This is a genomic window from Neobacillus sp. CF12 (assembly GCF_030348765.1).
GTDB lineage: Bacteria > Bacillota > Bacilli > Bacillales > Cytobacillaceae > Neobacillus.
In genome coordinates, this window is sequence record NZ_JAUCEU010000007.1 from 3,808,658 (window position 1) to 3,821,347 (window position 12,690).

9 protein-coding genes, 2 tRNA genes and 1 rRNA gene are annotated in these 12,690 nt (G+C 39.4%); 2 read left to right on the forward strand and 10 right to left on the reverse strand.

The window, feature by feature from the left end; genetic code table 11:
- Positions 1 to 184 precede the first annotated feature (184 nt).
- From QUG14_RS18195 to dnaA, 10 genes are all read right to left on the reverse strand, one after another.
- A tRNA-Ala gene (locus QUG14_RS18195) sits at positions 185 to 260 on the reverse strand.
- Between the two features lie 11 nt (positions 261 to 271).
- A tRNA-Ile gene (locus QUG14_RS18200) sits at positions 272 to 345 on the reverse strand.
- A gap of 97 nt (positions 346 to 442) precedes the next feature.
- Positions 443 to 1,992: ribosomal RNA gene (locus tag QUG14_RS18205) — 16S ribosomal RNA — on the reverse strand.
- A 307-nt stretch (positions 1,993 to 2,299) separates the two neighbouring features.
- Complete coding sequence (gene gyrA, locus QUG14_RS18210) at positions 2,300 to 4,879, reverse strand: DNA gyrase subunit A (RefSeq protein ID WP_289341869.1); 2,580 nt, start codon at positions 4,877 to 4,879, stop codon at positions 2,300 to 2,302.
- Positions 4,880 to 4,996: 117 nt separating this feature from the next.
- Complete coding sequence (gyrB, locus tag QUG14_RS18215) at positions 4,997 to 6,919, reverse strand: DNA topoisomerase (ATP-hydrolyzing) subunit B (protein ID WP_289344181.1); 1,923 nt, start codon at positions 6,917 to 6,919, stop codon at positions 4,997 to 4,999.
- 72 nt (positions 6,920 to 6,991) lie between these two features.
- On the reverse strand, positions 6,992 to 7,240 hold the full coding sequence (remB, locus tag QUG14_RS18220) for an extracellular matrix regulator RemB (RefSeq protein ID WP_289341870.1): 249 nt from the start codon (positions 7,238 to 7,240) through the stop codon (positions 6,992 to 6,994).
- 9 nt (positions 7,241 to 7,249) lie between these two features.
- The gene (gene recF, locus QUG14_RS18225; protein WP_289341871.1) at positions 7,250 to 8,368 is read right to left on the reverse strand and encodes a DNA replication/repair protein RecF; all 1,119 of its coding nucleotides are present in this window, start codon (positions 8,366 to 8,368) and stop codon (positions 7,250 to 7,252) included.
- A 19-nt stretch (positions 8,369 to 8,387) separates the two neighbouring features.
- Positions 8,388 to 8,603 (reverse strand): S4 domain-containing protein YaaA, encoded by a 216-nt coding sequence (gene yaaA, locus QUG14_RS18230; RefSeq protein WP_289341872.1) that lies wholly within the window; start codon positions 8,601 to 8,603, stop codon positions 8,388 to 8,390.
- 102 nt (positions 8,604 to 8,705) lie between these two features.
- Positions 8,706 to 9,842: a DNA polymerase III subunit beta gene (gene dnaN, locus QUG14_RS18235; protein ID WP_289341873.1), complete on the reverse strand. Its 1,137-nt coding sequence runs from the start codon at positions 9,840 to 9,842 to the stop codon at positions 8,706 to 8,708.
- A gap of 208 nt (positions 9,843 to 10,050) precedes the next feature.
- Positions 10,051 to 11,397 carry a chromosomal replication initiator protein DnaA gene (gene dnaA / locus QUG14_RS18240; RefSeq protein WP_289341874.1) on the reverse strand — a complete coding sequence of 449 codons (1,347 nt, stop codon included), beginning with the start codon at positions 11,395 to 11,397 and terminating at the stop codon, positions 10,051 to 10,053.
- Between the two features lie 699 nt (positions 11,398 to 12,096).
- Between dnaA and rpmH the strand changes: the two genes are divergently transcribed.
- Together rpmH and rnpA are read left to right on the forward strand one after the other, a co-directional pair.
- A complete protein-coding gene (gene rpmH, locus QUG14_RS18245) occupies positions 12,097 to 12,231 on the forward strand; it encodes a 50S ribosomal protein L34 (RefSeq protein WP_192654778.1) in 135 nt (44 codons plus the stop codon).
- 83 nt (positions 12,232 to 12,314) lie between these two features.
- Positions 12,315 to 12,659 carry a ribonuclease P protein component gene (rnpA, locus tag QUG14_RS18250; RefSeq protein ID WP_289341875.1) on the forward strand — a complete coding sequence of 115 codons (345 nt, stop codon included), beginning with the start codon at positions 12,315 to 12,317 and terminating at the stop codon, positions 12,657 to 12,659.
- Positions 12,660 to 12,690 lie beyond the last annotated feature (31 nt).

Here is a 12,690-nt window from a genome sequence, read left to right on the forward strand (position 1 = left end):
TTACTTTGACTTCTTCTTACGATTATCTAGTTTTCAAAGAACGAGGCTGCTGATTCAATCACAGCGTGATTAAACTTCAGAGCTTTACATAATGCTGCCTTGCGACGAGCTGAAGGATTACACCTTCGAATACGCTATGGCGCAGGAGCAAAAATATTTCATTTGATAGTATTAACTATCTTATTGGTGGAGCCTAGCGGGATCGAACCGCTGACCTCCTGCGTGCAAAGCAGGCGCTCTCCCAGCTGAGCTAAGGCCCCGTAGAGATGAGTGGGCCTAAATGGACTCGAACCATCGACCTCACGCTTATCAGGCGTGCGCTCTAACCAGCTGAGCTATAGGCCCCCACTACGAAATATAATAGAGAGATTGAACTCTCAAAACTAAACAAACAAGTAACAGTCAACTTCTTATCAGTCCATAGGGACTGCATTATCCTTAGAAAGGAGGTGATCCAGCCGCACCTTCCGATACGGCTACCTTGTTACGACTTCACCCCAATCATCTGTCCCACCTTAGGCGGCTGGCTCCTTGCGGTTACCCCACCGACTTCGGGTGTTACAAACTCTCGTGGTGTGACGGGCGGTGTGTACAAGGCCCGGGAACGTATTCACCGCGGCATGCTGATCCGCGATTACTAGCGATTCCGGCTTCATGTAGGCGAGTTGCAGCCTACAATCCGAACTGAGAATGGTTTTATGGGATTGGCTAAACCTCGCGGTCTTGCAGCCCTTTGTACCATCCATTGTAGCACGTGTGTAGCCCAGGTCATAAGGGGCATGATGATTTGACGTCATCCCCACCTTCCTCCGGTTTGTCACCGGCAGTCTCCTTAGAGTGCCCAACTGAATGCTGGCAACTAAGAACAAGGGTTGCGCTCGTTGCGGGACTTAACCCAACATCTCACGACACGAGCTGACGACAACCATGCACCACCTGTCACTCTGTTCCCCGAAGGGAAACGTCCTATCTCTAGGAGTGTCAGAGGATGTCAAGACCTGGTAAGGTTCTTCGCGTTGCTTCGAATTAAACCACATGCTCCACCGCTTGTGCGGGCCCCCGTCAATTCCTTTGAGTTTCAGCCTTGCGGCCGTACTCCCCAGGCGGAGTGCTTAATGCGTTAGCTGCAGCACTAAAGGGCGGAAACCCTCTAACACTTAGCACTCATCGTTTACGGCGTGGACTACCAGGGTATCTAATCCTGTTTGCTCCCCACGCTTTCGCGCCTCAGCGTCAGTTACAGACCAGAAAGCCGCCTTCGCCACTGGTGTTCCTCCACATCTCTACGCATTTCACCGCTACACGTGGAATTCCGCTTTCCTCTTCTGTACTCAAGTCCCCCAGTTTCCAATGACCCTCCACGGTTGAGCCGTGGGCTTTCACATCAGACTTAAAGGACCGCCTGCGCGCGCTTTACGCCCAATAATTCCGGACAACGCTTGCCACCTACGTATTACCGCGGCTGCTGGCACGTAGTTAGCCGTGGCTTTCTGGTTAGGTACCGTCAAGGTACCGGCAGTTACTCCGATACTTGTTCTTCCCTAACAACAGAGCTTTACGACCCGAAGGCCTTCATCGCTCACGCGGCGTTGCTCCGTCAGACTTTCGTCCATTGCGGAAGATTCCCTACTGCTGCCTCCCGTAGGAGTCTGGGCCGTGTCTCAGTCCCAGTGTGGCCGATCACCCTCTCAGGTCGGCTACGCATCGTCGCCTTGGTGAGCCATTACCTCACCAACTAGCTAATGCGCCGCGGGCCCATCTGTAAGTGTCAGCGTAAACCGACTTTCAGCTTTTCCTCATGAGAGGAAAAGGATTATCCGGTATTAGCTCCGGTTTCCCGAAGTTATCCCAGTCTTACAGGCAGGTTGCCCACGTGTTACTCACCCGTCCGCCGCTAACCTTTAGGAGCAAGCTCCTAAAGATTCGCTCGACTTGCATGTATTAGGCACGCCGCCAGCGTTCGTCCTGAGCCAGGATCAAACTCTCCAAGAAAGTTGATATAGCTCATTTGTTACGTTGGCTTAGCTTTTATAAAAAGCTAAAAAAATGTTTGTTGACGTTCTTGTTTGTTTAGTTTTCAAAGATCAATTTCACTTAATCGCTCTGAAGCGACTTTACTAATATATCATCTATTAATATGAAAGTCAACATCTATTTGGTATATACTATCTGACAACCAAGTAATCTTGCCGACTCAAATGAGTATATCAGCATTAACACTACTTATCAAGAGAAAATAACAAAATAAGAAAATTAATTTAAAAGAGAGTACCAAAATAGGTACTCTCTAGTTTATTACTTATTCTTCTTCTGTAGTGTTATCCGAACCATTATCTTCAGATTCTAACTCATTGCCTGCGTTATCATCTTCCGTTCTAGTGATAACTTCTGCTCCTTCAGTAAATTCTGAATCTGTTTCTTCAGAATCTGTTTCTTCTGAAACTTCTTCTTTTTCTACCTTAGCAACAGTTGCAACAAAGTCATGTCCATCATCTTTGAGACTTATTAGTTTTACGCCTTGCGTATTTCGCCCCATTGTTGAAATGCCATCTACATCGATACGAATAAGGACTCCGCCAGTGGTAATCAACATTAAATCTTCTTCACCTGTCACAGCTCTTACGGAAACTAAGAAGCCATTTTTCTCGGTAACGTGGCATGTTTTAATACCTTTACCGCCTCTTCCTTGGATACGATATTCTTCTGCTGGTGTGCGTTTACCATAACCGTTTTTAGTGACAATAAGGACGCTGCTATTTTCCTCAAGCACTTCCATACCAACAACCTCATCATCACTATCTAAGGTAATCCCTTTAACCCCAGTTGCAGTTCTACCCATAGATCGAACATCTGTCTCAGGGAAGCGGATTAGCATTCCTTTTTTCGTACCAATAATCATATGCTTCGTTCCGTCTGTTAAACGAACAGAAATAAGTTCATCACCCTCACGAAGACTTAGCGCGATTAAGCCATTATTGCGGATATGTGCAAATGAGGTAAGCGGTGAACGTTTAGAAATACCCTCTTTTGTTGTAAAGAATAAGAACCAGTCATCCACAAATTCCTCAACTGGAATAATAGCATTAACCCATTCTCCTTTTTCAATTCCAAGAAGGTTAATGATTGGAAGTCCTTTCGCCGTGCGGCTGAATTCAGGGATTTCATAACCCTTAGAACGGTAAACCTTACCTTTATTTGTAAAGAAGAGAATCGTATCATGGGTAGATGTCGTGATCAAATGCTCAACAAAGTCATCCTCATTGGTACCCATCCCTTGGATACCTCGACCGCCTCTTTTTTGCGCGCGGTACGTTGAAACAGGGAGACGTTTAATATAGCCATTATGAGTTAACGTAATAACGATATTTTCACGTGGAATGAGATCTTCATCTTCGATATTTTCAATTCCGCCACCTACGATTTCCGTACGGCGCTTATCATTAAATCGCTCTTTGATTTCAGTTAATTCTTCACGAATGATTTCAAGAACTTTCTCTTCATCCGCTAAAATTGCCTTTAATTCAGCGATAAGCTTTACTAAGCTTTGATATTCTTCCTCGATTTTCTCCCTTTCCAAACCAGTTAGACGCTGTAAGCGCATATCAAGAATAGCTTGTGCTTGTTTTTCAGAAAGGTTAAATTGTGTCATTAAACCCTCTCGGGCAATATCAGTTGTCTGTGAACTGCGAATTAAGCTTATTACTGCATCAAGATTATCCAAAGCAATTCTTAAACCATCCAAAATATGAGCCCGCGCTTCTGCTTTACGTAACTCAAACTCTGTTCTTCTGCGAATAACCACGACTTGATGATCTAGATAATAGACTAGACATTGTTTTAGATTTAAGACCTTTGGATGTCCATTTACAAGGGCTAGTGTATTAATACCAAAACTAGTTTGTAGTGATGTTTGTTTATATAAGTTATTTAAAAGGACATTCGCATTCGCATCTTTACGAACCTCAATAACAATACGCATACCATTACGATCTGACTCATCTCGTAGATCTGTGATGCCTTCAATCTTTTTATCGCGATGTAATTCAGCGATTCTTTCAACCAATTTGGCTTTATTTACTTGGTATGGCAATTCATGAACAATGATAACTTCTTTACCATTTGATTTTGTTTCTATTTCAACTTTTCCGCGAATTGTTATTGATCCTCTGCCTGTTTCGTATGCCTTACGAATACCGCTTCGGCCAATAATGATTCCTCCAGTTGGAAAATCTGGGCCAGGAATGATCTCCATTAACTCTGGGATTGATATTTCTGGATCATGGGTAATGGCTAATACACCATCAATAACTTCTCCAAGCTGGTGTGGTGGAATATTAGTTGCCATACCAACAGCAATGCCCATAGAACCATTAACTAATAGGTTAGGAAATCTAGCTGGCAGAACAGAAGGTTCTCTTTCCTCGCCATCATAGTTATCTTGGAAATCAATCGTATCTTTGTTTAAATCTCTTAATAATTCCATCGAAATTTTTGACATTCTAGATTCTGTATAACGCATTGCTGCCGCTGAATCACCATCTACGGATCCAAAGTTTCCATGGCCGTCAACAAGCATATAACGATAGTTAAAATCTTGTGCCATCCGGACCATCGTTTCATAGACAGCAGAATCTCCATGTGGGTGATATTTACCGATTACATCCCCAACGATACGAGCTGACTTTTTATATGGTTTATCAGCATGTATTCCCAGATCATGCATAGCGTATAAAATACGGCGATGAACTGGTTTTAACCCATCTCGAACATCTGGAAGGGCACGAGAAACAATAACACTCATAGCATAGTCAAGAAACGAATTCTTCATTTCATGACTGATATTAATATCTTTTATTTGAGAATTTGGTGTTTCTGCCATTTTAGTACCTCCTATTTTGGTGACGATATGCCTTTTATAGTTATCTTAGTCCCCTAGGGTAAACGAAAAAAGGAGGATAGTGGCCACCCCTCTATCCCTTTCTATATAGGCATTTCTTTAAATGTCTAAATTCTTAACATACTGCGCATTTGCCTCGATGAAGTTACGACGAGGTTCTACTTTGTCACCCATTAGCATTTCAAATGTCTCATCTGCTTCAATGGCATCTTCTAGACTTACTTGAAGCATGGTTCTATTAGAAGGATCCATTGTCGTTTCCCATAATTGCTCAGGATTCATTTCTCCTAAACCTTTATAACGTTGGATATTAGGCTTCGGCTGGCTCGGAAGCTCAGCGAATATTTTCTCTAGATCTTTGTCATCATAAGCATACCTAATTTTTTTCCCTTGCTGAACTTTATATAATGGCGGTTGGGCAATATAAACGTATCCAGCCTCTAAAATTTTTCGAATGTAACGGTAAAAGAAAGTTAAGAGAAGTGTTCGTATATGGGCACCATCAACATCTGCATCCGTCATAATGACGATTTTATGATATCTTGCTTTAGCGATATCAAAATCTTCTCCAATACCTGTACCAATTGCAGTTATCATGGAGCGAACCTCATTATTAGAGAGGATTCGATCTAAACGTGCTTTCTCAACATTAAGGATTTTTCCTCTTAATGGCAGAATCGCCTGGAAATGCCGGTCACGGCCTTGTTTTGCTGAACCGCCTGCCGAATCACCCTCAACAATGTATAGTTCGCTGATTGCAGGGTCCTTTGAAGAACAGTCAGCTAATTTCCCAGGTAAACTAGAAACCTCTAAGGCACTCTTTCGGCGTGTCAATTCTCTAGCTTTCTTAGCAGCAAGCCTTGCTCTTGCAGCCATAAGTCCCTTTTCAACAATCTTTCTAGCTACTGAAGGATTTTCCAATAGAAATTTATCGAAATGACTTGAAAATAATGAATCAGTTATCGTTCTAACTTCAGAGTTCCCAAGCTTTGTCTTTGTTTGTCCTTCAAATTGTGGATCCGGATGCTTAATCGAGACAATCGCTGTTAGCCCTTCACGAACATCTTCACCAGATAGATTCGTATCGTTTTCTTTAATCAAACCACTTTTTCTTGCATAGTCATTAATAATTCGAGTTAATCCTGTTTTAAATCCACTCTCATGTGTTCCGCCTTCATAGGTGTGAATGTTGTTGGCAAAAGAGTAAATGCTGTCTGTATATCCTTCATTGTATTGAAGAGCAACTTCAACGCTAATGCCATCACGTTCTCCCTCAATAAAGATTGGTTCATCATGAATAACCTCTTTTGTACGGTTTAAATGCTCTACATACGATTTAATTCCGCCTTCGTAGTAGTATTCATTCTGTTTATTTTCCATACGATTATCTTGAATAGTAATTTTGATTCCGCGATTTAAGAATGCAAGTTCACGCAGTCGAGTCGCTAGAATATCAAATTCGTATTCCAAGGTTTCAGTAAAAATTTCTCCATCTGGTTTAAAGTGAGTAATGGTCCCTGTTTTGTCAGTAGTTCCAATTATCTCTAATTCACTAACTACCGCACCACGCTCAAACTTAATGGAATAAATATTACCGTCGCGATGGACAAAAACCTCTAGATTAGTGGAGAGGGCATTAACAACGGAAGCACCTACACCATGCAGACCACCAGAAACCTTATATCCGCCGCCGCCGAACTTACCTCCAGCATGAAGAACAGTCATAATGACTTCAACAGCAGGTCTGCCCATTTTCTCCTGAATTCCCACCGGAATCCCACGCCCATTATCTTTTACAGTTATACTATTATCTTCTTCAATGATGACATTGATTTCATCACAATATCCTGCCAAAGCCTCATCAATACTGTTATCTACAATTTCCCAAACAAGATGATGAAGACCTTTTCCACTCGTTGAACCAATGTACATACCGGGTCTTTTTCTAACAGCTTCTAGACCTTCTAGAACTTGTATTTGATCCGCACCATATTCTTCTTCTTGGACTACTTTTTGTTCCATTGTCAATTTAGTTCACCCCGCACTTTCATTCAAAAAAATCACTATTAATCAATATAATAATTATTAGCTATTTTAATAATCCTGCATTTCCTTTTGATTTGAACGTTTCTTTAATGTTCCGGAAGAAATTGGGGATAAATAAACCTTGTCATATGTAATGACAACAGATTTAAAGGGGTTTTTCGAAAGGTTTATAAGCTTTTCTTTATGCTGTTTTAAGAACTCTTCGACTAGTTCTGAAGAATTCACGCACCCTTTATCAAGAATCGCGATGATATCCTTCGCCCTGATATTCAAATCTTCCCCAACATGAATATACACACTTCCACCTCAATTAACTTTTTTGATAAAACCGGTTTCTACTTCAAACGTTGAAGCCTCTCTTAATGTTTGATGATGGATGCCATCTACACTGGTTGTTGTAACGAACGTTTGGACTTTACCCTGGATGGTATTAAGTAAGTGTGACTGACGATAATCATCTAATTCAGATAAGACATCGTCAAGGAGTAAGATAGGATATTCGCGAATTTCCGAATGAATTAACTCAATTTCGGCAAGTTTAACAGAAAGCGCCGTTGTTCTTTGTTGTCCCTGTGATCCAAATGTCGAAACATCTCGTTCATTTACAAAAAACAACAAATCATCGCGATGTGGTCCGAATAATGTTGTACCACGTTCTATTTCCCTCGTTCTAACTCTACTAAATTTTTCCTCGAAGCATGCTTTCATTTTCGACAAATCTTGGTCTTCTAATACATCTACTGATGGTTTATAGACAATTTTCAATGATTCTAGACCTCGAGAAATACCTTTATGAATAGGCTTAGCCCAATTTTCAAGCAATTGTAGAAATTCAAATCTTTTTAAAACAATTTTCACAGCCATGTCAATAAACTGTTCAGTGAGGATTTCAAGCATGGTTTGATCATTCTGCTTTTTTATTTGCATCATTTTTAAAAAATGATTGCGTTGTTGAAGTATTTTTTGGTATTGACTCATATCATGTAAATAGATGGGCGAAACCTGCCCTATTTCCATGTCAATAAACCGCCGTCTTATTTGCGGACTGCCTTTAACTAAATTTAAATCTTCAGGAGCAAACATGACCACATTCATGTTTCCGACATACTGGCTTAATTTTTGCTGCTCAATATGATTGCACTTTGCCTTTTTACCCTTTTTAGAAATAATTAATTGCAATGGCAAAGAGCTGTATTGTTTTTGGACCCTGCCCTCTATTTTAGCATACTCTTGATCCCAACGAATAAGATCTTTATCATTCGAAGTTCGATGCGATTTGGCCATTGCTAAAACATAGATAGATTCCATTACATTTGTTTTACCCTGGGCGTTCTCTCCAAGGATCACATTAACTTTATTTTCAAATTCAACGGATAGGCTCTCATAATTCCGATAATCCTTTAATGCTAATTGTTCAATATACATGAAAACGACATCCCTTAAGTTACTCGGTTATCAAAAATTCTCCGTGCCCTGGAATATGGATTTTATCTCCAACTCGGAGTTTTCTACCTCTTCTTTGATCTTGTTCACCATTTATAAAAATATCGTTTTCACTTAAAAACCATTTTGCCATTCCACCAGATTGGATGACATCAGCTAATTTAAGAAATTGTCCTAACGTAATAAACTCAGTATTTAGCTTTATTTTTTCAGGCAATGTTTATCACTCATTTCTAAATGGTCTCAATACTTTATTTTACTAAAAAAAGATAAATAAAGAAAGTCACCAAAATCATGGTGACTTTTTGTGAGGTCTATCCTAGTAAGTTCTAACTGGCAAAATTAACTGAAGAGTCGTTTCATCATGCAGTGGTTTAATAACAAATGGGCGCATTGCTCCAGTAAAACTCACTCTTATATCCGTACCTTCTAGTGCCTTTAAAGCATCCATCATATATTTAGCGCTAAAGGAGATTTTTAATTCTTCACCATCAATCGATTGGCTTTGAATCTCCTCGACTACTTTACCTACCTCTGGTGTGTTAGAAGAAATTTCGATAACACCGCTGTCGATTGTTGAAAGTTTTACTACATTGTTTCTACCTTCACGTGCCAGCAGGGAAGCACGATCAATGGCATGAAGAAAATCCTTAGTATTAACAACGATTTCGGTTTTACTTTCGTTTGGAATTAGTCTGGATGTGTCAGGATAATTTCCTTCTAATAATCTTGAAAAGAATAAAAGGTGCTTTGCTTTAAATAAAATTTGATTTTCGGTAATAACAATATCAATTAATTCGTTAGAGTCATCAATGATTTTACTCAGTTCGTTCAAACTTTTACCTGGAATGACTACATTGTAACTTTCATTGTTTTCCGTTTCGATTTTCGCTTTTCTTAACGCCAGTCTGTGACTATCTGTTGCAATACAGTTTAGTTCGCCATTTTCAATCCTCCAGTTTACACCTGTCAAGATGGGGCGTGTTTCTGAGGTGGACACTGCAAAAAAGGTTTGGCGGATCATCATTTTCAATAAATCTGTCGCAATATGAAATTTATTATTTTCTTCTATTTGTGGCAGGTGAGGGTATTCCTCAGCATCCAGGCCGTTTAAATTAAATTCCGATTTGCCAGAACGAATAACGGTCTGTAATGACCCAAGTACTTCAATCTCAACACTATCTGTTGGCAGTTTTTTAACAATCTCGCTAAAGAATTTTGCTTGAAGGACAATTGAACCACTTTGTTTAATCTCAACGATTTCATCTCCAGCATCCTCTTTTGGAATAAAAGATTCAATTGAAATATCTGAATCACTTCCGGTTAAGGTGACTCCTTCGCTGCTAGCTGTAATTTTTATTCCTGTCAAAATGGGGATCGTCGTTCTTGATGTGACAGCCTTCATTACATCTTGGACACTTTGAACAAGGCGGTCCCGTTGGATAATAAATCTCATTTCATAAGCCTCCCAGCAATTTTTTTCTAAATACACGAATAAATGAATTTTCCTAAACATATAATAATAAGTTTTTTAAATAAAAAAACAGTAGAAGTACTAGTAGGGCCTGTTAGTATGTGGATAACTCACTTTTTACAATGGAAACACAGTCTATCCACATGTGGATAGACTGTGCATAAACTAGGACAAGTTATTCACAATTCAATTAAACTTTCAACAGTTCATTTAATTCTTTCATCTGCTTCTGCAATTGTAAATCAGTCTGCAAGAGTTTAGAAATCTTTTCATGAGCATGGATAACCGTGGTATGATCACGCCCTCCAAACTCTTCTCCTATTTTTGGCAATGAATAATCTGTTAATTCACGCGATAAATACATAGCTATCTGCCTAGGAAATGCTACAGACTTCGTTCGCTTTTTTGCTTTAAAATCCTCAAGCTTTACGCTGAAATGTTCCCCAACCGTTTTCTGAATTTCATGGATTGTAATCACCTTTGGCTTGGAACTAGGAATGATATCTTTTAGTGCTTCTGATGCTAAATCTGCATTTATATCTTTATTAATTAACGAAGAATAGGCGACTACCCGAATGAGTGCTCCCTCGAGCTCTCTGATATTTGTGTCGATTTGGTTTGCAATATAGAGCATTACTTCATTTGGTATATCTAATCCTTCTGCTTTAGCTTTTTTCCTTAGAATTGCAATTCTCGTTTCTAAGTCTGGTGGAGTAATATCCGTGATTAGTCCCCATTCAAAACGTGAGCGCAGACGGTCTTCAAGTGTTGGAATTTCTCTAGGCGGTCGATCACTAGAGATAACGATTTGTTTACTTTCTTCATGAAGAGTATTAAATGTATGGAAAAATTCCTCTTGTGTTGATTCTTTTCCGGCTAAAAACTGAATATCATCAATTAGCAGCACATCAACGTTTCGATATTTATTGCGGAATTCTACTGCTTTATTGTCACGAATAGAATTGATAAATTCGTTCGTGAACTTTTCTGAGGATAAATAAACAACTTTAGCGTTAGGTTTATGCTCTAAAACATAATGTCCAATCGCATGCATTAAGTGTGTTTTTCCTAATCCAACGCCCCCGTAAATAAATAAGGGATTGTACGCTTTGGCTGGCGCTTCGGCCACAGCAAGGGAAGCAGCATGAGCAAATCGGTTGCCAGAACCTATGACAAACGTATCAAACAAGTATTTTGGATTTAAGATATTTTGCGGAAAATCATGCTGATCTTCCTCTCTTTTGGCCTTTTTAGCTGGCAAAAGCAAGTCTGGGTCGTCCTCTTTTTGATTTTGCGGAATAATGAACTTTACTGATAGTTCCTCTCCAGTAATCTCATAAAGAATACCAGCGATTAACTGGGAATAGCGCTCCTCGAGCCAATCTCGTGCAAATTCATTAGGAGCAGTAATCACAAGTAGATTGCCTTGAAGGGAATGGGCCTTTGTGGACTTCAGCCAGGTGTCAAAACTAGGCTTGCTAATCTTCTTCTCAATATTGGCTAGAGCAGCATTCCAAAGATCCGCAATATTCTCCAACGGTTGTCCCTCCTTTTTTTTCTTTTTTATCTATCTATGAAATGCATTTTGCAGTTTGTTTTCGTCTAAACTCCATATATATAGTGATATTTTTTCACAAAGACGTACATAGTATCCCCATTTGTAATAAACAAAAGATAAGTGAAAAAACAGCGTTATACAAGCTGTACAACCTACTAATTTATAAATATACGAAACAATGGTTGTGGAAAAACATATTATAGGAAATAAAGTGGAGTTTCGACAATATCCACCGCTTGTGGACAAGTTTCTGCAGTATGCTAGAACAACTTGTCCACACCTTATCCACAATTTGTGGATAACATATTTTAGAGACGAAGTTATTCAGAGTGAAAACACAAATATAATATCAAATAAAAGACAGGTACGCAATGCCTTTTCATGGTTTATCCACAACTGTAACAATATGTGATTAAAACTTGTCCACAAGTAGTGGTTCCTGTGCAAAAACTGTCAATATCTTGTGAAACGGTGAAAAAATAGTCGAAAAAAATATCCACAGGTAAATTTTTAAATATAAGGAGTATGTTTATAATGTTTCTTAATAGAGAAGATCTTGCTGCAAAAAAAAATTGGAGCTGGGGAACAATATTTTATGAGTGGTTGACAATATCGAGGTCGCTCCTTATAATAAGTTAGACTGTCTTTAACAGCTATTCCTCAGGGAGGTGTCATATAATGAAAAGAACGTATCAACCAAATAAACGTAAACATAGTAAAGTTCACGGTTTCCGCAGTCGTATGAGCACTGCTAACGGACGTAAAGTTCTAGCACGCCGTCGTCAAAAGGGAAGAAAAGTATTATCAGCCTAGGCCACTGAAACATCAGTGGTCTTTTTTCTAATAGATATCTTTCTCAATGGAAAAAGTTTTGGTATAGATGGAAGGTGTTTTCTATGAAGAAAGAATTACGCGTGAAGAAAAACAAAGAATTTCAAGAGGCATTTCAAAAGGGACAATCATTCGCAAATCGGCAATTTGTTGTCTATAGTCTGAAGAAAGAGGGACAGGACTCCTTTCGAATTGGGCTTTCTGTAAGCAAAAAGATAGGGAATGCCGTCACTAGAAACCAAATTAAAAGATACATAAGACAAGCTATTTTTGAATTATCCGACCTAATTGTTCCTGGGAATGATTATGTGATTATTGCAAGAAAACCTACAGCTGACATGGACTTTTTTGAAGTGAAAAAGAGTTTAACTCATGTCCTTAAAGTGGGGAAAGTTTTAATCAAGAGATAGTTTGCCAAAATATAGAGGTTTCCTATCAAAA

Coding starts and splice junctions, on each gene's coding strand:
- gyrA (WP_289341869.1), bottom strand. CDS start 4,879: ATGGCAGAAACACCAAATTCTCAAATAAAAGATATTAATATCAGTCAT.
- gyrB (WP_289344181.1), bottom strand. CDS start 6,919: ATGGAACAAAAAGTAGTCCAAGAAGAAGAATATGGTGCGGATCAAATA.
- recF (WP_289341871.1), bottom strand. CDS start 8,368: ATGTATATTGAACAATTAGCATTAAAGGATTATCGGAATTATGAGAGC.
- dnaN (WP_289341873.1), bottom strand. CDS start 9,842: ATGAGATTTATTATCCAACGGGACCGCCTTGTTCAAAGTGTCCAAGAT.
- rpmH (WP_192654778.1), top strand. CDS start 12,097: ATGAAAAGAACGTATCAACCAAATAAACGTAAACATAGTAAAGTTCAC.
- rnpA (WP_289341875.1), top strand. CDS start 12,315: ATGAAGAAAGAATTACGCGTGAAGAAAAACAAAGAATTTCAAGAGGCA.